The sequence below is a fragment of the Comamonas sp. C24C genome (genome assembly GCF_053345995.1).
In genome coordinates, this window is sequence record NZ_JBKFBC010000008.1 from 236,994 (window position 1) to 257,443 (window position 20,450).

General features: G+C 64.3%; 18 protein-coding genes. 11 read left to right on the forward strand and 7 right to left on the reverse strand.

The window, feature by feature from the left end:
• Together ACLBXN_RS16410 and yddG are read left to right on the forward strand one after the other, a co-directional pair.
• Positions 1-644 (forward strand): amino acid permease (locus ACLBXN_RS16410; protein ID WP_447612837.1); only part of this gene is annotated, 644 nt, incomplete at its 5' end.
• A gap of 137 nt (positions 645-781) precedes the next feature.
• The gene (yddG, locus tag ACLBXN_RS16415; RefSeq protein WP_447612838.1) at positions 782-1,702 is read left to right on the forward strand and encodes an aromatic amino acid DMT transporter YddG; all 921 of its coding nucleotides are present in this window, start codon (positions 782-784) and stop codon (positions 1,700-1,702) included.
• A 25-nt stretch (positions 1,703-1,727) separates the two neighbouring features.
• On the opposite strand, the gene ACLBXN_RS16420 is transcribed toward yddG, so the two are convergent.
• The 3 genes from ACLBXN_RS16420 to recA all read right to left on the reverse strand — a co-directional run bounded on the left by ACLBXN_RS16420 (position 1,728) and on the right by recA (position 4,247).
• Positions 1,728-2,462 (reverse strand): hypothetical protein, encoded by a 735-nt coding sequence (locus tag ACLBXN_RS16420; RefSeq protein ID WP_447612839.1) that lies wholly within the window; start codon positions 2,460-2,462, stop codon positions 1,728-1,730.
• 59 nt (positions 2,463-2,521) lie between these two features.
• Positions 2,522-2,992 (reverse strand): recombination regulator RecX, encoded by a 471-nt coding sequence (gene recX / locus ACLBXN_RS16425; protein ID WP_447612840.1) that lies wholly within the window; start codon positions 2,990-2,992, stop codon positions 2,522-2,524.
• Positions 2,993-3,137: 145 nt separating this feature from the next.
• Positions 3,138-4,247, reverse strand: a complete 1,110-nt coding sequence (recA, locus tag ACLBXN_RS16430) for a recombinase RecA (protein WP_211458175.1) — start codon at positions 4,245-4,247, stop codon at positions 3,138-3,140.
• A gap of 138 nt (positions 4,248-4,385) precedes the next feature.
• Between recA and ACLBXN_RS16435 the strand changes: the two genes are divergently transcribed.
• The 4 genes from ACLBXN_RS16435 to ACLBXN_RS16450 all read left to right on the forward strand — a co-directional run bounded on the left by ACLBXN_RS16435 (position 4,386) and on the right by ACLBXN_RS16450 (position 8,416).
• Positions 4,386-4,877 carry a MarR family winged helix-turn-helix transcriptional regulator gene (locus ACLBXN_RS16435; RefSeq protein ID WP_043003302.1) on the forward strand — a complete coding sequence of 164 codons (492 nt, stop codon included), beginning with the start codon at positions 4,386-4,388 and terminating at the stop codon, positions 4,875-4,877.
• Positions 4,878-4,986: 109 nt separating this feature from the next.
• A complete protein-coding gene (locus tag ACLBXN_RS16440; protein ID WP_003064757.1) occupies positions 4,987-5,664 on the forward strand; it encodes a response regulator in 678 nt (225 codons plus the stop codon).
• Positions 5,665-5,775: 111 nt separating this feature from the next.
• Entirely contained in the window at positions 5,776-7,218 is a 1,443-nt protein-coding gene (locus tag ACLBXN_RS16445; protein ID WP_447612841.1) for a sensor histidine kinase N-terminal domain-containing protein, read from the forward strand.
• Positions 7,219-7,438: 220 nt separating this feature from the next.
• Positions 7,439-8,416 carry a tripartite tricarboxylate transporter substrate-binding protein gene (locus ACLBXN_RS16450; protein WP_003060043.1) on the forward strand — a complete coding sequence of 326 codons (978 nt, stop codon included), beginning with the start codon at positions 7,439-7,441 and terminating at the stop codon, positions 8,414-8,416.
• A gap of 90 nt (positions 8,417-8,506) precedes the next feature.
• Here the strand turns inward: ACLBXN_RS16450 and ACLBXN_RS16455 are convergent, their stop codons facing one another.
• The 3 genes from ACLBXN_RS16455 to ACLBXN_RS16465 all read right to left on the reverse strand — a co-directional run bounded on the left by ACLBXN_RS16455 (position 8,507) and on the right by ACLBXN_RS16465 (position 10,942).
• Positions 8,507-9,286, reverse strand: a complete 780-nt coding sequence (locus ACLBXN_RS16455) for an SPOR domain-containing protein (protein WP_343676837.1) — start codon at positions 9,284-9,286, stop codon at positions 8,507-8,509.
• 164 nt (positions 9,287-9,450) lie between these two features.
• On the reverse strand, positions 9,451-10,284 hold the full coding sequence (locus tag ACLBXN_RS16460; protein ID WP_043003298.1) for a biotin--[acetyl-CoA-carboxylase] ligase: 834 nt from the start codon (positions 10,282-10,284) through the stop codon (positions 9,451-9,453).
• 151 nt (positions 10,285-10,435) lie between these two features.
• Positions 10,436-10,942, reverse strand: a complete 507-nt coding sequence (locus ACLBXN_RS16465; RefSeq protein WP_447612842.1) for an SET domain-containing protein — start codon at positions 10,940-10,942, stop codon at positions 10,436-10,438.
• A 117-nt stretch (positions 10,943-11,059) separates the two neighbouring features.
• Between ACLBXN_RS16465 and ACLBXN_RS16470 the strand changes: the two genes are divergently transcribed.
• Positions 11,060-13,984: a DNA topoisomerase III gene (locus tag ACLBXN_RS16470; protein ID WP_447612843.1), complete on the forward strand. Its 2,925-nt coding sequence runs from the start codon at positions 11,060-11,062 to the stop codon at positions 13,982-13,984.
• A gap of 65 nt (positions 13,985-14,049) precedes the next feature.
• Here ACLBXN_RS16470 and ACLBXN_RS16475 read toward each other — a convergent pair whose 3' ends face one another.
• Positions 14,050-14,643, reverse strand: coding sequence for a TetR/AcrR family transcriptional regulator (locus ACLBXN_RS16475; RefSeq protein ID WP_447612850.1), 594 nt, complete (start codon positions 14,641-14,643; stop codon positions 14,050-14,052).
• Between the two features lie 169 nt (positions 14,644-14,812).
• On the opposite strand from ACLBXN_RS16475, the gene ACLBXN_RS16480 reads away from it, so the two are divergent.
• The 4 genes from ACLBXN_RS16480 to ACLBXN_RS16495 all read left to right on the forward strand — a co-directional run bounded on the left by ACLBXN_RS16480 (position 14,813) and on the right by ACLBXN_RS16495 (position 20,268).
• Positions 14,813-16,057 carry a branched-chain amino acid ABC transporter substrate-binding protein gene (locus ACLBXN_RS16480; protein WP_447612844.1) on the forward strand — a complete coding sequence of 415 codons (1,245 nt, stop codon included), beginning with the start codon at positions 14,813-14,815 and terminating at the stop codon, positions 16,055-16,057.
• An 85-nt stretch (positions 16,058-16,142) separates the two neighbouring features.
• Positions 16,143-17,792: an acyl-CoA dehydrogenase family protein gene (locus tag ACLBXN_RS16485; protein WP_447612845.1), complete on the forward strand. Its 1,650-nt coding sequence runs from the start codon at positions 16,143-16,145 to the stop codon at positions 17,790-17,792.
• A 14-nt stretch (positions 17,793-17,806) separates the two neighbouring features.
• Complete coding sequence (locus ACLBXN_RS16490) at positions 17,807-19,348, forward strand: class I adenylate-forming enzyme family protein (protein WP_447612846.1); 1,542 nt, start codon at positions 17,807-17,809, stop codon at positions 19,346-19,348.
• A 152-nt stretch (positions 19,349-19,500) separates the two neighbouring features.
• Positions 19,501-20,268 (forward strand): tyrosine-protein phosphatase, encoded by a 768-nt coding sequence (locus ACLBXN_RS16495; protein ID WP_447612847.1) that lies wholly within the window; start codon positions 19,501-19,503, stop codon positions 20,266-20,268.
• The last annotated feature ends 182 nt before the right edge of the window (positions 20,269-20,450 follow it).

Here is a 20,450-nt window from a genome sequence, read left to right on the forward strand (position 1 = left end):
TCTATGTGCTGGCGCTGGTGGCCATCATGACCGTCACGCCCTGGCGCGACGTGGTGCCGGGCAAGAGCCCCTTCGTGGAACTGTTCGTGCTGGCCGGTCTGCCCGCCGCAGCCGGCGTGATCAACTTCGTGGTGCTGACCTCGGCCGCCTCCTCGGCCAACAGCGGGGTGTTCTCCACCAGTCGCATGCTCTACGGTCTGTCGCTCAAGGGCGATGCGCCCAAGTCCTTCGGCACCCTGTCCTCGCGCAGCGTGCCTTCGCGCGGCCTCATGTTTTCGTGCATCTGCCTGCTGGCAGGCGCTTTCCTGATGTGGATGATTCCCGATCTGATGGAAGCCTTCACACTGGTGACCACGGTATCGGCCATTCTGTTCATGTTTGTCTGGTCGCTGATTCTGCTGTCCTACATCGCCTACCGCCGCCAGCGTGCAGCGCTGCACCTGGCCTCCCGTTTCAGGATGCCCGGCGGCGTCCCCATGTGCTTGGCCTGCCTGGCCTTCTTCGCGGGTATTCTGGTGCTGCTCACGCTCAAGGACGATACGCGCCAGGCGCTGATCGTCACCCCGTTGTGGTTTGTGCTGCTGGGCGTGGCTTACCAGTTCGTGCGCAAGCGCGCCGCGGTCGGTGTGGTGGCAATTCAGTAAGCTCGGCGCACAATGCGCGGCATTCTTGTTTTGGATAGCAGCTGACGCTTTCCCAGCATGGAATTTCAGGTGTTTCGCCTGAAATTCCATATCTGACAGGCGCAGGTAGCTATCGTTTTGATAACCCGGCCTGTCCCATGTCCCAGAATCCCAACCTGCAGCAGCGCGCCACCCTGATAGGCCTGCTGGCCGTGCTCTGCTGGAGCTGCACCGTGGGCCTGATGCGCGCCGTGGCCGAGCCGCTGGGCGCGGTCGGCGGCGCGGCCAGCCTCTACACCATGGCCGCTCTGTGCATTGCCGTGGCGCGCGGACGCAAAGGCTGGCGCGAGCTGGCCCGCTGGCGCAGCATGCATCCGGCCTATCTCTGGGGCTGCGGCCTGCTGTTCGTGGTCTACGAGATCTGCCTGTCCGTGGCCGTGGGCCTGGCTCACGACCGCAACCAGGCCATGGAGATCGGGCTCATCAACTACCTCTGGCCCAGTCTCACCATCGTGCTGGCCGTGCTCTGCGGCCAGCAGACGACGCGCTGGTGGCTGTGGCCCGGGGTGCTGATCTGCCTGTGGGGCCTGGCGCGAGTGCTGGGCGGCGAAAGCTTCAGCCTGCCGGTCATGTGGAGCCATGTACAGAGCAACCCGCTGGCCTATGGCATGGGTTTTGCCGCCGCCCTGCTCTGGCCGGCCTATTCGCTGCTGGCGCGCCGCCATGGTGCAGGCTTCAACGCCGTGGGCCTGTTCGTGACCTGGACGGCTTTGGCGCTGTGGCTCAAATGGCTGATGCTGGGCGACCCACAGCCCATGCACTGGAGCTGGCTCACCGCCGGCCAGGTGGTTCTGGTCGGCGCACTCACAGCGCTGGGCTATAGCTGCTGGGAGCATGGCATCCAACATGGCAAGCTGGCCCTGCTGGCCGCGGCGTCCTACTTCACGCCCGTGCTCTCGGCGCTGATGGCCAGCGCCCTGCTGCAGGTGTTGCCGGGCTGGAGCTTCTGGCAGGGCGTGGCCCAGGTCACGCTGGGCTCGCTGATCTGCTGGTGGGCGACACGCAGCAGCCGGGACTAGGCCGGCACCGCGCCCGCCCGGGCCCTCAGGCAGTCAGCCAGATGCCGAAGCCGAGCACGACGGCATGCCCGGCCAGCAAGATCCACAGCAGCGTCCAGGGCGGCTCGGTCAGGCCCTGCAGCATCTCCTGGATGCGGGCGCCCAGAAAGGCACGCAGCGCCGGATCATCCTTGCCGCCTTCGCTGCCCCACTGGGCGCGCGTGTGGCCCCATTCCTCGAGCAGATCGGCCAGCGGCAGGCGATTGAGCACGCTGCGCACAACGAACTGCACGGCACGCCCGTTGCCGACCCAGGGCTGCAGATGCTCCATCGCCGCGCCCACGGTGAGCAGATCGGCCGCCTTGTGCATGGCCTTGTGAGCGCTGGGCAGGGCCTCGATGCGCTGTGCCAGCATGGCCGCCAGGCGCTCGGCCAGGCCCTGGCCGTAGCGCGCCACCAGCTTGCCTGCCGCGCGGGCACGGCCCAGCTGCAGACCGACCATGAGGTAGGCGGGAATGATGAAGATCAGCACCACGGCCACCAGCAGCGGCGGCGACATCAGCAGGCTGATCACGGCGCCGTAGATGCCGGTATGGGCCGAGGCATGAATGCCCTGGCCGGGATCGGCCATCAGACGCGAAAAATAGAACACGGCCGCGCCGCAGCCCAGCACCAGGGCCAGCAAGGCACCGAGCATCAGGCCGCCCAGCAGCGATTTGCCGGCACTCAGGCCCACGCGCAAGGCGGATGGGGCGTCAGGGGGTTGCGAAGCAGTCAGCACGTGTGTCCCTCCGGTGTAAGAAGCGGTTCCTCGTCCAGCAAAGGGGAGCAGGCTGCAGCTCAGTCCTCGCTGTCGGGTGCTGCGCAGTATGGAGCATCGCGCAGCACGCGTGAAGCCACATCTGCCGAAAAGCCGCGCGAAGCCAGAAAGCGCAGCTGCCTGGCCTTTTCCTTGATGTCGACGGGAACGCTGCCAAAACGCTTGCACCACAGCTCGCGCGCACGCTGCAGCTCGCTGCCGCGCAATTGCTCCCCGGCCTGGCGCACGGTCTCGTCATCCAGTCCCTTGCTGCGCAGGTCATGCACCAGACGCGCTGCACCATAACGGCTGGCCTTGCTGCGCATGACAGACTCGACCACGCGCTCCACGCTGATGAAGCCACGCTGCTCCAGCTCGTCGAGAACGGCATTCAGATCATCGCCCTCCTCCACATGGGCGGACAGCTTGCGCTGCAGCTCCAGCCGCGAATGCTCGCGCTGCGCCAGCAGCTTCAGGGCGCGGCCCTTGAGTGAGAGCTTGGCAAAGCTCATGCTCGGATCTCTCCCATAAAAAATGCGCAGGGGCCGCTTGCGCAAAGATGGCTAACTTTTGGCCCCGCCGCCCTGCAGCGGGACTCTCGGTCCCTGCCGATGCCAGGCATTCGGCAAGGGAAAGCGACCTGGTCGTTCAGGAGGCTCAGGCCTCGATCACCCCGTCCTTGTCTACCTTGCCTTTGCCGCCCTTGGCAGGCTTGGCTTCGGCGGCGGAAGCCCCGTCCACAGGCAGCAGCTTGATGCCCAGGCTATCGCGCACCTTGTTTTCGATCTCGATGGCCAGCGCGGGGTTCTCGCGCAGGAACTCACGTGAGTTGTCGCGGCCCTGGCCGATTTTTTCGCCGTTGTAGGCATACCAGGCACCGCTTTTTTCCAGGATCTTGGCGTTCACGCCCATGTCCAGAATCTCGCCTTCGCGGCTGATGCCTTCGCCAAACAGGATGTCGAACTCGGCCGTCTTGAAGGGAGGCGAGACCTTGTTCTTCACGACCTTGACCTTGGTTTCGTTGCCGATGGCCTCATCGCCCTTCTTGATGGTGCCGGTGCGGCGGATATCCAGACGCACGGAGGCATAGAACTTCAGCGCATTGCCGCCGGTGGTGGTCTCGGGCGAACCGAACATCACGCCGATCTTCATGCGGATCTGGTTGATGAAGATGACCATGCAGTTGGTCTTCTTGATGGTGGCCGTCAGCTTGCGCAGGGCCTGGCTCATCAGGCGGGCCTGCAGGCCGGGCAGGGCGTCGCCCATCTCGCCTTCGATTTCGGCCTTGGGCGTCAGTGCGGCCACCGAGTCGATGACGATCAGGTCCACGGCACCCGAGCGCACCAGGCTGTCGCAGATCTCCAGGGCCTGTTCGCCGGTGTCGGGCTGGCTGATCAGCACGTCGCTGAGGTTCACGCCCAGCTTCTGGGCATAGCTGGTGTCCAGCGCATGTTCGGCGTCGATGAAGGCGCAGGTGCCGCCCTGCTTTTGCATCTCGGCAATGACCTGCAGCGTCAGCGTGGTCTTGCCCGAGGATTCTGGACCGTAGATTTCAATCACGCGGCCACGCGGCAGACCGCCCACGCCCAGTGCGATATCCAGGCCCAGGGAGCCGGTGGAGACGACCTGGATGTCTTCAATGGCTTCACCTTCGCCGAGCTTCATGATGGTGCCCTTGCCGAACTGCTTTTCGATCTGGGCCAGGGCGGCTGCCAGGGCTTTGGCTTTTTCGCTATTGGCGTCGTTGGTCTTGGCGATGGCGTTCATATCAGGCTCCGAAGTAGGTGAATGACTGTCTGTGGCCAGCCCTGTCTTTACATTCAGGCTGGATGCTTGAACAGTAGTTTATGAGCTTGTATCGTCTGTGTGTTCGAATATTTAGTCAGTTTGCCTTACTATTTGTCCATGTCCGAAATTGCACCTGTCACTCCCGCCGAAGATGCCTGGCGCCAGACCCATCTGGGCCGCCTGCTCGGCCATGCCATGCGCCGTTTCGATGCACGCGTGCTGCAGCTCATGGCACGCGATGTGGAGGTGCCGCTGGCCCTGTCCAACCTGGCGGCGCGCGACAAGGTGGGGGCAGCCCATATCCACATCACGCGCCATCTGTCCCTGGCCGGCGACCGGCTCACCGATCTGGCCGACAAGGCCGGCATGAGCAAACAGGCCATGGCCGACCTGGTGACGCAGTGCGAGGCCTGGGGCCTGGTCACGCGCGCGATCGACCCGCACGATGCGCGCGCCAAGCGCGTGCGCTTCACCGATGCGGGCCTGGTCTGGCTGCGGGCTTTTCACGATGCCGTGAGCCAGGCCGAGGCCGAGTTCCGCGAGGCCGTGGGCGAGGATGTGGCCACCGTGGTGGCGCTGGGCCTGGAAGCCTATGCCGAAGGCTACTGAGGCCTGACGCCTGCGAGCGCCTGTCGACAATTGCGCCGGACGGCGATGGCCCGTCCCTACAATGGCAGCAAAAGTGCAAACAGGCACACATAACAAGCAGGAGACTCCCATGCGCATACTGATTGCCGAAGACGACCAGGTGCTGGCAGACGGCCTGCTGCGCACACTGCGCAGCTCGGGCGCCGTCGTCAGCCATGTGGCCAACGGCAGCGAGGCCGATACCGCCTTGCTGACCAGCAGCGAATTCGATTTGCTGATTCTCGATCTGGGCCTGCCCAAGGTGCACGGCCTGGAAGTGCTCAAGCGCCTGCGCGGGCGCGGCGACGCGCTGCCGGTGCTGATTCTCACGGCCGCCGACTCCATCGAGGAGCGGGTGCAAGGCCTGGACTACGGTGCCGACGATTACATGGCCAAGCCGTTTGCACTGTCCGAGCTGGAAGCGCGCGTGCGCGCCCTCACGCGTCGAGGCATGGGCGGCGCCAGCTCCACCATCAAGCACGGCCCGCTGGTCTATGACCAGACCGGCCGGGTCGCCACCATCGACGGCAAGATGGTCGAGCTGTCGGCGCGCGAGCTGGGCCTGCTCGAGGTGCTGCTGCAGCGCGCAGGCCGTCTGGTCAGCAAGGACCAGCTGGTGGAGCGCCTGTGCGAATGGGGCGAGGAGGTGAGCAACAATGCCATCGAGGTCTATATCCACCGGCTGCGCAAGAAGATTGAGAAAGGGCCGATCCGCATCGCCACCGTGCGCGGCCTCGGCTACTGCCTGGAAAAGATAGCCCCCCCCTGAGCGGCTGCGCCTAGGCGGCCCCGCCGCTTCCCACCGAGGGGGACGATGGCCTTTGCTGCGGGGCGGCCCTTGCTGGCCATCCCTGAGTTGGAATACGCCAGTTTTACAAGCATGAAAATTTTTCAGCGTGAGCAGCGATCCCTCTTTGGCGAGATCCTCGACTGGATGCTCACGCCGCTGCTGCTGCTCTGGCCCGTGAGCCTGGCGCTGACCTGGCTGGTGGCCCAGGGTTTGGCCAACAAGCCCTTCGATCGCGCGCTGGAGTACAACGCCCAGGCCCTGGCCCAGCTGGTCATCGTGCAGCGCGGCAAGGTGCAGTTCAATCTGCCGCAGTCCGCCAGCGAGATCCTGCGCGCCGATGAGTCGGACACGGTGTTCTTCCAGGTCCGCGGCACCAGGGGCGAATATCTGGCCGGAGAACGCGATCTGCCGCGCCCGCCCACCACCGATGAGGACCCGCCCGCGGGCACGGTGCTGCTGCGCGACGAGGAATACAAGGGCATAGACCTGCGCGTGGCCTATATCTGGGTGCGCATGCCGCTGCCCGGCGAGCCCAGCGCCCTGGTGCAGGTTGCCGAAACGCGTGAAAAGCGCAGCGTGCTGGCCACGGAAATCATCAAGGGCGTGATGCTGCCGCAGTTCGTCATCCTGCCGCTGGCTGCGCTGCTGGTGTGGCTGGCGCTGGCGCGCGGCATCAAACCGCTGCACCGGCTGGAGGAGCGCATCCGCGCGCGCAAGCCCGAGGATCTCTCGCCCATCAACCACAAGGATGTGCCGCTGGAAGTGGTGCCGCTGGTCGACTCGGTCAACGATCTGCTGCAGCGTCTGCATGACTCCATCGCCACGCAAAAGCGCTTTCTGGCCGACGCCGCCCACCAGCTCAAGACCCCTCTGGCGGGGCTGCGCATGCAGGCCGACCTGGCCCAGCGCGAGGGCACGAATACCGAGGATCTGAAGCGCTCGCTGGCGCAGATCGGCCGCTCCAGCATGCGCGCCACGCATACCGTCAACCAGTTGCTGGCGCTGGCGCGGGCCGAGAGCGCCGTACCCGCCATGCAGGGCTGCAACCTCGTGCGCATCGTCACCGAGGTGGTGCAGGACTGCCTGCCGCGCGCCATGGACAAGCACATCGACCTGGGCTACGAGGGCGCCGGCGCCAGCACGCCCGGCGTCTGGCTCAACGGCAATGCCACGCTGCTGACCGAGCTGGTGCGCAATCTGGTGGACAACGCCATCAACTACACGCCCTCGACCAGCGCCCAGCCGGGCATGGTCACCGTGCGCGTGCAGGCCGATCATTTCGGCCAGATCCTGCTGCTGCAGGTCGAGGACTCCGGCCCCGGCGTGCCGCTGGCCGAGCGCGAGCTGATCTTCCAGCCCTTTTACCGCGCACTGGGCTCCGAAGCCGACGGCTCCGGCCTGGGTCTGCCCATCGTCATGGAAATCGCACGCCAGCATGGCGCGCAAGTGCTGCTGCAGGACGCCAGGCCCGGCCATGTGCCGCCGGGAGCGCTGTTTACCGTGCGCTTCAAGGCCATGCCGGGACAGCAGTGAGATCGTTCCGCCAGCGCACCAACTTGGTGCCCTTGCGGCCTGAAAAACCGCGCCAGACTTGGCTTTGCGCCCCTTTGCCCCGATTCGCATAACGGAAACTGCGTATCTGACAACCTCTCGCTTACCCTAGAATCAATTCGATCATGGGTTGTCTGAGGAGTCGCTTTTTGTGCCACCGCAAGACAGCAATTTGGAATCAACGGATCCAGGGAGCTTTTTGATGCAACGTCGTCAATTCATCTACACCGCCGCTGCTGCCGCAGCCGCTTCTTCCTTCTCCGGCATGAGCATGGCGCAGGACACCTCGCGTCCTCTGCGCATCGTCGTGCCCTTCCCTGCAGGCGGCCCCACCGACATGGTGCCCCGCAACATGCAGGACGTGCTGATCAAGCTGCTGGGCGGCCAGGCCGTGGTGATTGAAAACAAGGCCGGCGCCGGCGGCTCCATCGGCATGGCCGAAGTGGCCCGCGCCACCGACGGCGTGACCTTCGGTATCGCCACGCTGTCCACCCATGGCGTGAACCCCGCCGTGTTCAAGAAGCTGCCCTACGACGCGACCAACGACTTCGTGGGCGTGACCGAGATCGTCAAGGCTCCCGGCGTGCTGGTGATCAACCCCAAGCTGATCCCCGTGAAGACTTTTGCCGAGTTCGTGGCCTACCTCAAGGCCAACCCCGGCAAGGTGTCCTTTGCCACTCCTGGCAACGGCACCATCGGCCACATGTGGGGCGCCCAGTTCCTCAAGAGCACGGGCACCGAAATGCACCACATCCCCTACCGCGGCTCGGCTCCGGCCATCAACGACGTGCTGGGCAACCAGGTGCCGGTCTACTTCGACCAGGTGAACTCTTCGCTGCCCCATATCAAGTCCGGCAAGGTGCGCGCCCTGGCCGTGTCCTGGCACGAGCGCCTGGACGTGCTGCCCGATGTGCAGACCTATGCCCAGGCCGGTCACCCCGACCTGAACGAGCCTTCCTGGTTCGGCCTGGTGGCCCCCAAGAACACGCCTGCCGCCCAAGTGGAACGCGTGCAAAAGGCCATCGTTGCAGCGCTGAAGGACCCCGCCGTCAAGCAGCGCATGGCTGCTCAAGGCCTGTATCCCTCGGGCACATCGAGCGCTGACTTCACCAAGCAGATCTCCAGCGAAGTAGCCAAGATGAAGAAGCTGGCCGCAGCGGCCAATATTCATCTGGACTAAAAACAGGAGCTGGTTGCGCTTGTCGCAACTGGTTTTCCAATACAAAAGGCCTGCAAATGCAGGCCTTTCTTGCGATAAAAGCTATAAAAATTACTTGGCGCAGGCTTGCAATGCCTTGGGCACCAGGTTCTTGCCGGCCAGCGCGGCCACTTCGCTGCGGAAGGTGGGTGTGGCCTTGGGCAGGCGCAGCGCATAGGTCGTCACATCGGGGCGCTCCTGCACCACGCGTGCGGTACGCACGCCCTGGCGCGCAAACGTGGCCAGCTGGCGCTGCGCAGCTTCTTCGGTAGAGAAACGGCCCAGAGACAAGCCCGGCTCCAGATTGCCACCCGCCCGGTCAAAGTCGATATTCATCAGACGCAGTTCGCCGCGCTTGCGGTCCAGGAATTCGGTATCGGGGAACTTGCCCATATAGACCATCCAGCGCCCGCCCTGGTGGTTGGCCACCAGCTCCCAATCACTCTTGGACTTGCCCGCCAGCGCACGGCGAATGCTGTCGGCCTGCGCCTCCTCGATGCCGCTGGCCTGATAGCAGCTCTCAGGCTCCTTGACCGCTGTTTTGGCGTCCTTTGCAGGCTTGGCGTCCTCGGCCTTGGCCTCGGGCTTGCTGTCCGCCTGTGCATCGGGTCTGGATGCGGGCTCACCATCGTCCACCGCAGGAGCCTCGGACGGCTCGGTCTTTGCAGGTTCGGGGGCCGGCGCGGCTTCAGGCTGCTGCAATACCAGCGCATCGGGCTTGATCTGCTCCTGCAGGCGCTGCGGCTCGGACTGCAGCTCCGGCGCCAGCCCCATGCCGGCCAGATAGCCGTGGCTCCACAGGTAGTAGCCGGCGTTGCCCAGCACCAGGAGCAGAAAAACGATTCTCAGCATAGGTTTCTCACATCAGTTATCCATGGGCTGCAGCCGCTCGCGGGCAGCCGAGCAAGGGCCTGGGCGGCCCCGCCGCCCCGCCGCGAGGGCTGCGTCCTTCTCCCCTAGCGCGCAGCGCGTAGAGAGAGGGGGAAGGCGCAAAGCGCCTCAGGAGGTGCTTCATTTCAATCCTGCAATGGGCTGCTGGCCGGACGCACGCTGATTTCCGAGCTGGTCACGGCCTGTAGCCCCGCAGCGGTGCGCACCAGAAAGCCGCCATCGGCCGCCACACCCTGGGCCATGCCGCTCGTGCCGTCGCTCAGATTCACTTCGCGCCCGGCCAGCAGATCGCGCTGGGCAAAACGCTGCATCAGCGGCGCAAAACCGTGTCGGGCAAAGCTCTGCACTTCGGCCACCAGATTGGGCAATATGCAGGCCAGGGCCGTGGGCGCGTCCAGCGCGGCATCGAGCTCCTGCAGACAGGCCGGAGCCGTGCGCATGCCGTCACCGGGGCGAGGACGGACATTGATGCCGATGCCGATCACCACGTAGCGCGGCGCCGTCATATCGTGCTGCTGCGTGCCGACGAAACTCGCGGTCTCGATCAGAATGCCGGCCAGCTTGCGGTCGCCTTCCAGCCACAGATCGTTGGGCCATTTGATGCCGATGCGCGGCGTGGCGCTGCCGGCAGCCGGCAGATGGGGCTGCAGGCTCTCGGCCACGCTCACGCCCACCGCCAGCGACAGCCCCGACCAGTCGCGCGGCGCCAGCGGCAGACCCAGCGAGAACATCAGCGAATCCCCGACGCCGCTGACCCAGTTTCGCCCCAGCCGGCCACGGCCCTGCGTCTGCTGCTCGGCAATCAGCAGCACCGGCTCCGTCAGCCCGTCGCGCGCACGGCGCATGAGTTCGGTGTTGCTCGAGCCGATGGTCGGCAGCACCTCGACCGTGAAGCCCGGCAACTGCGGTGCAATCGCTTCCCACAAGGCTTCGGCATTCCAGTGAATCGGCTGAGTCATTTTCTTTATCCAAAATTTCTATGCAGCGAGCACGCCTTGAACAAGCATGTTCCAACTCAGAGACGCCGAGCAAGAGCCGCCTCGCGGCGATGGCGTCGTCCCCCTCCCGCATTGCGAAGCAACGCGAGAGAGGGGGAAGCGGCAAAGCCGCTCAGGGGGTGCCGTGAGGCATCGGAGGTTTCCAGCCCCGCTTCGGCGCCAGCATGGTGCCGCGGCAGTTCGCCGCGCCGCAGTAGCAGGCATATTCGGCCTTGAGCTTGACCGTGTAGCGCTCCTCCACCATCAGGCCATAGTCGTAGTTCAGTTCCTCGCCTGCTGCAATATTGCGCAGTGCGATGATGTAGATGCGGCCGTCGATCTCGTCGGTGTAGCAGTTCGGATCGCAGCTGTGATTGATCCAGCGCGAGGAATTGCCCTTGTGCGTGGCGTCGATCACTCGCTCATCATCGACCTGAAAATAAAAAGTGTGATTGGGCTGGCTGGGATCATGCGGATGACGATCCTGCGCCTCCTGCCAGTCGATCACCTCACCCACGTACTCAATAAGGGTTTCGCCTTGCGCAATATCCTGCGCGGCGAAAACGCCTTTGCCGTGCACGCCGGAGCGCCGGGTCTGGATACGGCGGCCTGTGGAAGAGGCCAGTGATGTGCGGGGCATGTTTTCTCTGATACTTTGAATATGCACACATGTGCGCATGCGCGCGCGTGAGAAGCGAATTGTATGAGCCTGAGTTTCGATTCGGGTTCAGGTGGTTAATGACGACGAGAACACACAATGACTAAAACCCTGGTGATTGCAGAAAAGCCTTCTGTCGCACAGGACATCGTCCGTGCGCTGACCCCGGTGGCAGGCAAGTTTGAAAAACACGATGACTATTTCGAATCCGACAGCTATGTGGTGACCAGTGCGGTCGGCCACCTAGTGGAAATTCAGGCGCCCGAAGAATTCGACGTCAAGCGCGGCAAATGGAGTTTCGCCAACCTGCCGGTGATTCCCCCGCGCTTCGACCTCAAGCCCGTGGACAAGACCAAGACCCGCCTGAACGCCGTGGTCAAGCAGGCCAAGCGCAAGGATGTGACCGAACTCATCAACGCCTGTGACGCGGGCCGCGAGGGTGAGCTGATCTTCCGCCTGATCGAGCAATACGCGGGCGGTGCCAAGGGCGGTCTGGGCAAACCGGTCAAGCGACTGTGGCTGCAATCCATGACGCCGCAGGCGATTCGTGACGGCTTCAACAATCTGCGCAGCGATGCCCAGATGCAGGGCCTGGCCAGCGCCGCGCGCAGCCGCTCCGAAGCCGACTGGCTGGTGGGCATCAACGGCACGCGTGCCATGACGGCCTTCAACTCGCGCGACGGCGGCTTCTTCCTGACCACCGTGGGTCGTGTGCAGACGCCCACCCTGTCCCTGGTGGTGGAGCGCGAGGAAAAGATCCGCCAGTTCGTCAGCCGCGACTACTGGGAAGTGCACGGCACTTTCGACGCCCAGGCCGGCCAGTACCTGGGCAAGTGGTTCAACCCGCAGTGGAAGAAATCGGACGATGCCGAGGCCAAGGCCGACCGCCTGTGGAACAAGGCCGAGGCCGAAGCGATTGCCGCCGCCGTCCAGGGCAAGCCAGCCACCGTCACCGAGGAAAGCAAGCCCACCACGCAGGCCTCGCCCCTGCTGTTCGACCTGACCAGCCTGCAGCGCGAAGCCAACGGCAAGTTCGGCTTCTCGGCCAAGACCACGCTGGCGCTGGCGCAAAGCCTGTACGAACGCCACAAGGCCCTGACCTACCCGCGTACCGACTCGCGCGCCCTGCCCGAGGACTATCTGCCCGTGGCGCGCCAGACCTTCGACATGCTGGCCACCAGCGGCATGCGCCATCTGGCGCCCTTTGCCCAGCAGGCCATCAACGACAACTACATCCGCCCCACCAAGCGCGTGTTCGACAACAGCAAGGTGTCGGATCACTTTGCCATCATTCCGACCACCCAGGCCCCTTCCGGCCTGTCGGAAGCCGAACAGAAGCTGTACGACCTGGTCGTGCGCCGCTTCATGGCCGTGTTCTTCCCCAGCGCCGAATACCAGGTCACCACGCGCATCAGCAAGGTCGAGCAGTACAGCTTCAAGACCGAGGGCAAGGTGCTGGTCAAGCCGGGCTGGCTGGCCATCTACGGCAAGGAAGCCGCCAACGAGGTGGAGGATGCCAAGGAAGGCGACAAGGGCCAGCCCCTGGTTGCCGTGAAGCCCGGCGAGCAGCCGCGCACCCACCACGCCGATGTCAAGGGCCTCAAGACCAAGCCGCCGGCACGCTACTCCGAAGCCACGCTGCTGGGTGCCATGGAAAGCGCCGGCAAGCAGATCGACGACGACGAGCTGCGCGAAGCCATGCAGGAAAAAGGCCTGGGCACGCCAGCCACGCGCGCGGCCATCATTGAAGGCCTGCTGACGGAAAAGTACATGCTGCGCGAAGGCCGCGAACTGATCCCCACAGCCAAGGCCTTCCAGCTGATGACGCTGCTGCGCGGTCTGGAAGTCGAGGAACTGTGCCGCGCCGACCTGACCGGCGAATGGGAATTCAAGCTGTCGCAGATGGAAAAAGGCCAGCTCTCGCGCGAAGCCTTCATGCAGCAGATCCAGGCCATGACCGAGAAGCTGGTCAAGAAGGCCAAGGAATACGACCGCGACACCATTCCTGGTGACTACGCGACGCTTTCCACGCCTTGCCCCAACTGCGGCGGCGTGGTCAAGGAAAACTACCGCCGCTACGCCTGCACGGGCGCCAATGGTGCCAGCGAAGGCTGCGGCTTCTCGTTCACCAAGTCCCCTGCCGGCCGCACCTTCGAGACAGCCGAGGCCGAGCAGCTGCTGCGCGAGCGCCGGATCGGCCCGCTGGAAGGCTTCCGCTCCAAGGCCGGCTGGCCGTTTGTGGCCGAAGTCGCCATCGTGCGTGACGAGGAAAACAGCAACTTCAAGCTGGAATTCGACTTCGGCGACGACAAGGACTCCGAGGACACGGGCGAGATCGTGGACTTTGCCCACCAGCAAAGCCTGGGCCCCTGCCCCAAGTGCGGCTCGCCCGTCTTCGAGCATGGCGCCAACTATGTCTGCTCCAAGGCCGTTCCCACGCTGGCCCAGACCACGCCCAGCTGCGACTTCAAGAGCGGCCAGATCATTCTGCAGCAGCCCATCGAACGCGAGCAGATGAGCAAGCTGCTGCAGACCGGCAAGACCGATCTGCTGGAGAAGTTCGTCTCCAACCGCACGCGTCGCAACTTCAAGGCCTTCCTGGTCTGGGATGGCGCTGCGGGCAAGGTGAACTTCGAGTTCGAGCAGCGCGAAGGCAAATACCCGGCGCGCAAGACGGCTGGCTCAGCGGCAGCCAAGACCACGACGGCTGCCGCCAAGAAGACAGGCACGGCGGCCAAGAAGACCGCCGCCAAGACGGCGACCAAGACCGCTGCGGTGAAGAAGCCCCGCACCGTGAGCGCCACGCTCAAGCCCAGCGCCGATCTGGCCGCGGTGATCGGCAACGAACCCACCTCGCGCCCCGACGTGATCAAGAAGCTCTGGGACTACATCAAGGCCAACGGCCTGCAGGATGCCAAGGACAAGCGCGCCATCAACGCCGACGCCAAGCTCAAGCCGGTGTTCGGCAAGGAGCAGATCAGCATGTTCGAGCTGGCCGGCATTGTGGGCAAGCATGTGAGCTGATAGCCAGCCCTGCCGCCCCGGCACACAGAGACCGCCACGGCTTGCCGCTGGCGGTCTTTTTCATTTCAGGCAGCGCAGCGCAAGGCGTTCAGATAGCCGGATATGGCCGTGTTGGCGCGCTGGCGCAGCAAGTCCAGATCCGGCGGGATATCGGTGGCCAGATAGCTGTGGTTGAACAGGCCATACAGAATGCACTGGCTCACCCGTGCTGCATCGCGCACCGGGTAGTCCGGGGGCAGATCGGAGGCCTGCTCTATGGCTGCCGCCCAGGCGTCCACAAAGCGCTCGAACATCTTCCGGTAGGCCTCGGAAGTGGAGTAGTGGCGCTCCAGCAGGTAGTGGGCACCCCATTCATCTGCCCGCTCGCGGTGCGCCTGCAGCTGTGACTCCACCACCGCCTCGGCAATCTGCATCAGCGGCTGGCCTGCATGGCTGCTGGTCACGCCGCGAATGCCCAGCAACAGTGACTTAGAGCGCAGATGCAGGCAAACCCTGGCCAGGTCTTCCTTGCCCGAGAAGTACTCGTAGAAGCTGCCCAGCCCCGTGCCTGCCACCAGGGCGATCTCGCGCATGGTGATTTCCGCGTAGCTGCGCTCAAGCAAAAGCCGAACAAAGGCGTCCTGCAAGGCCTGAAACGTATGCCGTGCACGTGACTGCAGAGGGCGGCGACGCCCTGCTGTCGCGGCGGAAGGGGTGCGTGATTTCATGCTGGCCAAATCCGAACACCTTTTTTGCGCGGGTTCCTAGAATTTTTGACAGGTACTTCGATGCCATTGTGCATTGCGGCCTGGTGAATAAAAAAATTCTGATGAGAGAACGGAGACAAGCATGCACCCTCGTATTTCCTTCCCCTTGGCAGCAATAGCGCTGGCCTGTGCCTCGCTCACTCACGCGCAACCAGCCACGGTCGTGAAGATTGCCTCGCTGGATGCCATGAGCGGTCCCATGGCGGGGCTGGGCCTGAACGTGCTCAAGAGCTTTCAGTACAGCGCCAAGCTTGCCAACGAGCAAGGCTGGGCCGGTGCCACCAGGTTCGAGATCGTGCCCTTCGACAACCGCCTTTCCGCGCAGGAGGCGCTGAGCCAGCTCAACTCCATCGTCGGACAGAACATCCGCTATGTGGTGCAGGGCGCCAGCTCCTCGGCCGTGGGCCTGGCGCTGCAGGAGGCCATCGAAAAGCACAACAGCCGCAACCCCGGCAAGGAAATCATCTATCTGAACTATGCGGCCCAGGCGCCGCAGATGACCAATGCCAAGTGCAGCTACTGGCATTTCCGCACCGATGCGAATTCGGACATGAAGGTGGCCGCGCTGACCTCCTACCTGGCCGGGCAAAAGCAGGTGAAGCAGGTCTTTCTGCTCAACCCCAACTATGCCTACGGCCAGGAAGTCTCGCGTGCCGCACGCAGCATGCTGGCGGCCAAGCGCCCCGACCTGAAGATCGTGGGCGATGACTTTCACCCTCTCGGGCAGGTCAAGGATTACTCGCCCTATATCGCCAAAATCAAGCAATCCGGAGCCGATGCTGTCATCACTGCGGACTTCGGTGCCGATCTGGCGCTGATCGTGCGGGCTGCGCGCGAAGCGGGTCTGAACACGGACTTCTACACCCTCAACGGCAACAACTTCGGCGTGCCCAGCGCCATGGGTGCAGCAGGACAGGGCCGGGTCAAGCTGATATCGGCCTTCAGCCCCAATTCCCAGCCTCTGGCCGGCGACCCGCTGCTGCCGGGCTTCAAGCGCCAGTTCAATGAGGACTTCATCAACGGCCTGGGCCACAACGCCATGCTGATGCTGGCCCAGGCCATGCGCGAAGCCAAGTCCGTGGAACCTGCCGCCGTGGCGGCCAGGATGTCGGGCATGCGCTTCGAAGGCCTCAACGGCCCAGTGGAAATGCGCAAAAGCGATCACCAGGCTCAGCAACCCATCCATGTGCTGAGCTGGGAAAAAGTGGACGGCAAGACCGTGGTGCATGACCAGGAAGGAACGGGCCTGGGATGGAAGCCCGTCAGCACGGTTTCCGCACAGGCATCCAGCCTGGACACCAGCTGCAATATGAAGCGCCCCTCCTGAACCGCCTGCCTGGCGCCTCCTAGACATCACAACGCCCTGCGCCCTCCCGCGGACAGGGCCACCCACCTCAGAAGGAAGAGACATCATGACTGGCATTCATCCTCACAACCAGGTTCCGGAGCTCAAGGACTACAACGTCTATGCCTGCGACCCGGTGCTGCAGCGTGCGGTAAGGCGCGCAGGTGCACAGTGGCGCGATCCGGAGCTGCAACGCCAGGGTGCGGAATATGGCGCCGAAGCCACGCTGCGCGCTGCGGAAGACGCCAACCACTTCGAGCCAGAGTTGCACACGCACTCCCCCACAGGCGACCGTATCGACCAGGTGCGCTTTCACCCCGCATGGCATCAGATGATGACGATTGCACGGCGCAACGGCATCTCCAACCTGCCTTTCACCGACCAGCGGCAGACGGCCTGGGCCGCCTATGGCGCATCGCTGTTCATGCACAGCCAGATCGAGTCCGGCTCGACCTGCCCGACCACCATGACCAAGGCCAGCATTCCGCTGGTGCGCATCAACCCGCAGCTCAATGCGGTGCTGGGGCCGCTGCTGGAATCCACCGATTACGACGCGCGCGACATTCCCGCCGAGGGCAAGCGTTCCATCACCGTGGGCATGGGCATGACGGAGCGCCAGGGCGGCAGCGATGTGCGCAGCAACATCACGCGTGCCGTGGCCTTGAACCCATCGGGCAGCAGCGGTCCCTGGGGCGAGGAATACCTGATCACCGGCCACAAATGGTTCTTCTCGGCCCCCATGTGCGACGGGCATCTGGTGCTGGCCAAGACCGAGGAGCGCGGTCCCACCTGCTTTTTCGTGCCACGCTGGCGGCCCGACGGCAGCAAGAACGCCATTCACATCCAGCGCCTCAAGGACAAGGTGGGCAACCGCTCCAACAGCAGCAGCGAAGTGGAGTTCGACAACGCCTGGGGCGTGCCCATAGGCCAGGAAGGCCGGGGCATTTCCACCATCATCGAAATGGCTACCTACACCCGTCTGGACTGCGCGCTGTCCAGTGCCGGCTTTATGCGCCAGGCCCTGGTGCAGGCCCTGCACTACACCCGCAACCGCCATGCCTTCGGCCTGCCGCTGGCCGAGCAGCCGGTGATGACCGGCCTGCTGGCTGATATGGCACTGGAATCCGAAGCCGCTACCTGGCTGGCCATGGATCTGGCCGCACGCTTTGGCTCCGAAGACCCGCTGGATCAGGCCTGGCGCCGCATCGTCACGCCAGCTGCCAAGTTCTGGAACTGCAAGCGCGCCGTGGGCTATACCGGCGAAGCCATGGAAGTCTTCGGAGGCAACGGCTATGTGGAGACCGGCCCCATGGGGCGCTTGTTCCGCGAGGCCCCCGTCAACTCCATCTGGGAAGGTTCGGGCAACGTCATGTGCCTGGATGTGCTGCGCGCCATTGCCCGCAACCCTGACGACGCCCATCTGCTGCTGGACCATCTGCAGCAAGTGGGTGCTGAGGAAGCCGTGCTGCGCGCACAGGTGGACAAGCTGCGCCAGGCCATCATGCTGCCGCCTCAGGATCTGGAGCGCGAAGCGCGCCGCTTCACCCAGCGCCTGGCCCTCACGGTGCAGGCCACGCTGATGCTCCAGCATGCGGGCAACGACAGTGCTGCGGCCTTCCTCGGCAGCCGCTTCGACCCGGACTGGGGCCCGGTGGCCGGTGTTGCCTGCGGCAGCAGCGACCCTGCCGCCCTGCTGCGTAATGCCTGGACTGGCTGAGGAGGACACCAGCAATGATGAATTTCATTTCCCTGCTCGACCAGCAGGCACGCACCCGCCCCGAAAAACTGGCACTGCGCGCCGACGGCCAGGACTGGAGCTATGCAGCACTGGCCGAGGCCAGCCATCGCGCCGCTGCCGTGCTCCGCGCGCAAGGCATGCGCCAGGGCGACAAGCTAGGCCTGCTGTGCTTCAACACCCCGGGCTTTGTATTCGCACTATTCGGCGCCTGGCGGCTGGGTGCCGCCGTCGTGCCCATCAACCACAAGCTGCAGGCCCCGGAAGTCGCCTACATCCTGCGCCACTCGAGCGCACGGCTGTGCATTGTGGATGGAGCGCGCGCATCGCTGATCGCAACCGTCCAAGCCGAACTGCAGCCTGCAGCAGAACTGCGGTGGCTGAGCACGGCTTCTGCCGCCGAAGGCGTGGGCTTTTTCGACGAGCTGCTGGCGCTAGCCACCCCCTGCCGCGACGAGCACGGCCATCCGGCACCGGACGCGCTGGCAGAAATCCTCTATACCTCGGGCACCACGGGCCAGCCAAAAGGCTGCCTGCACAGCCATGCCAATGTCTTCCATTCGGCGCTCTGCGCAGCGGCAGCCACCTCGCTGTCGCCCAAAGAGCGCACGCTGATCGCCATGCCCATCTGGCACTCGTCGCCGCTGAACAACTGGTTCCTGGGCACCTTGCTCATGGGCGGCACCGCCGTGCTGATGCGCGAATATGCGCCCAGGGAGTTTCTGGAAACGCTGGCGCAGGAAAGCATCAGCTTCACCTTTGGCGCACCGATTGCCTTTCTGGCCCCGCTGGCCGTGGTGCCGAATGTGGCCAGCTACGACTTCAGCGCCATGCGTCTGTGGGCCTACGGCGGCGGGCCCTTGGGCGCAGAGATGGTTCGCAAGCTGGCCCATGTCTATCGCAGCAACCGCTTCATGCAGGTCTATGGCATGACCGAATCCGGCCCGCTGGGCACCGTGCTCTACCCCGAAGAAGCCTTGACCAAGCCAGGCTCCATCGGCCGCAGCGCCATACCCGGCGTGGAGCTGGAACTGCGCCGCCAGGACGGCAGCCCGTGCGGCCCCGACGAGGTGGGCGAGATCTGCCTGCGCTCCGCCGCCATGATGCAGGGCTATCTGAACAGCCCCGAGGCCACGGCCGCGGTACTGGACGAGCAGGGCTGGTATCGCAGCGGCGATCTGGCGCGCAGGGATGCGGACGGCTATCTCTACATCGTGGACAGACTCAAGGACATGATCGTCACCGGCGGCGAGAACGTCTACTCCAAGGAAGTGGAAGACGTGCTCTGTACCCACCCCGACGTGCAGGACGTGGCCGTCATCGGCCGGCCCCACCCCGAATGGGGCGAGACCGTGGTGGCCGTGCTAACCCTGAAGACCGGCAAGTTGCTGGACCAGGAGACCCTGCGCGAGTTCATGGCTCCGCAGCTGGCGCGCTACAAGATTCCGCGCCTCTTCGAGTTCCGTGACACACTGCCGCGCACCGCTACCGGCAAGCTGCTCAAGCATATGCTGCGGGGCAGTGCAAGCAGCCATTGAGCGCGAGGGCACTGCAAGACAGCTCTCGGGCAGTTTCGGCGCCGCATGTCCTGGCCATGTGGCGCTTTCCGTTCGGGCCGGCGATCCTGGTGCCGCGCCCGGGTAACACGGATGACATGGATGGGTCTTTGCAATCCGCTATAAGCATTGGTATGCAACTGAACCATGACCTGCTGACGGAGCGCCCCGCGCGCCAAGTCTCCCTCTCGGGAGCCTCCAACTTCCGTGATCTGGGCGGATATCAGGGCCTGGACGGCCGCCGCCTGCAATGGGGCAAGCTGTATCGCTCCGCGCATCTGGCGCATCTGACACAGCAAGACCTGGACCAGCTGCAAAAGCTGGGCATACACCGCAGCGCAGACTTTCGCGGCGAAGGCGAAAGCGCACATCTCTCCTATGCCTGGCCTCTGATCGAGCGCCATGCCCTGGTGGTCGAGCCCACCGTGGTGCAGCGCGCCCAATCCATGATGGAGCAGGGTCGCCACCTCAGCAGCCGCGATACCGAGGAGCTGATGCACGACACCTATCGCAGCTTTGTGAACGTGTACGGCAATCGCTTTGCGCAATTCCTCGCACTGCTGCAGCTCAGCGATGCACCACTGGTCTTTCACTGCACGGCCGGCAAGGACCGCACGGGCTGGGCTGCGGCCCTGCTGCTGACGGCGCTGGGCGTGGACGAGGAGCAGATCATGGAAGACTATCTGCTGACCAATCAGTACTTCGTACGCCCGGCCCAGATGTATGGTCAGCTGTCCGAAGAGGCCCTGGATGCGCTGTGGCGCGTGCAGCCGTCCTATCTGATGGCCTCGGTCGATGTGGTGCGCGCCCAGCATGGCAGCGTGGACCGCTATCTGAGCCAGGTGCTGGGTGTGGATGGCACCGCGCGCGAGCGGCTGGCCGAGCTGTATCTGGAGACCTGATCAACTTTGATAGCTTTAAACGCTTACCCCGTTTAGGCTGAACCCACTTTTAGGCAAAACAAGCTGTTACGGCGGGGTATCTCCAGCCCGCTACCATGGGGATACGAGCCGCAATGGATGCGGACAAGGAAATGCAGATGCGCAAATGGCTCTCCCTGGCCGCAGCAGCCGCCACGCTGGTG

What these genes read in the sequence shown, in the direction of transcription:
- ACLBXN_RS16445 (WP_447612841.1), top strand. Translation starts at nt 5,776, where the DNA reads ATGAAAATTTTTCAGCGTGAGCAGCGATCCCTCTTTGGCGAGATCCTC.
- recA (WP_211458175.1), bottom strand. Translation starts at nt 4,247, where the DNA reads ATGAACGCCATCGCCAAGACCAACGACGCCAATAGCGAAAAAGCCAAA.
- recX (WP_447612840.1), bottom strand. Translation starts at nt 2,992, where the DNA reads ATGAGCTTTGCCAAGCTCTCACTCAAGGGCCGCGCCCTGAAGCTGCTG.
- ACLBXN_RS16495 (WP_447612847.1), top strand. Translation starts at nt 19,501, where the DNA reads ATGCAACTGAACCATGACCTGCTGACGGAGCGCCCCGCGCGCCAAGTC.
- ACLBXN_RS16455 (WP_343676837.1), bottom strand. Translation starts at nt 9,286, where the DNA reads ATGCTGAGAATCGTTTTTCTGCTCCTGGTGCTGGGCAACGCCGGCTAC.
- yddG (WP_447612838.1), top strand. Translation starts at nt 782, where the DNA reads ATGTCCCAGAATCCCAACCTGCAGCAGCGCGCCACCCTGATAGGCCTG.
- ACLBXN_RS16470 (WP_447612843.1), top strand. Translation starts at nt 11,060, where the DNA reads ATGACTAAAACCCTGGTGATTGCAGAAAAGCCTTCTGTCGCACAGGAC.
- ACLBXN_RS16485 (WP_447612845.1), top strand. Translation starts at nt 16,143, where the DNA reads ATGACTGGCATTCATCCTCACAACCAGGTTCCGGAGCTCAAGGACTAC.
- ACLBXN_RS16435 (WP_043003302.1), top strand. Translation starts at nt 4,386, where the DNA reads ATGTCCGAAATTGCACCTGTCACTCCCGCCGAAGATGCCTGGCGCCAG.
- ACLBXN_RS16460 (WP_043003298.1), bottom strand. Translation starts at nt 10,284, where the DNA reads ATGACTCAGCCGATTCACTGGAATGCCGAAGCCTTGTGGGAAGCGATT.
- ACLBXN_RS16440 (WP_003064757.1), top strand. Translation starts at nt 4,987, where the DNA reads ATGCGCATACTGATTGCCGAAGACGACCAGGTGCTGGCAGACGGCCTG.
- ACLBXN_RS16480 (WP_447612844.1), top strand. Translation starts at nt 14,813, where the DNA reads ATGCACCCTCGTATTTCCTTCCCCTTGGCAGCAATAGCGCTGGCCTGT.
- ACLBXN_RS16490 (WP_447612846.1), top strand. Translation starts at nt 17,807, where the DNA reads ATGATGAATTTCATTTCCCTGCTCGACCAGCAGGCACGCACCCGCCCC.
- ACLBXN_RS16465 (WP_447612842.1), bottom strand. Translation starts at nt 10,942, where the DNA reads ATGCCCCGCACATCACTGGCCTCTTCCACAGGCCGCCGTATCCAGACC.
- ACLBXN_RS16450 (WP_003060043.1), top strand. Translation starts at nt 7,439, where the DNA reads ATGCAACGTCGTCAATTCATCTACACCGCCGCTGCTGCCGCAGCCGCT.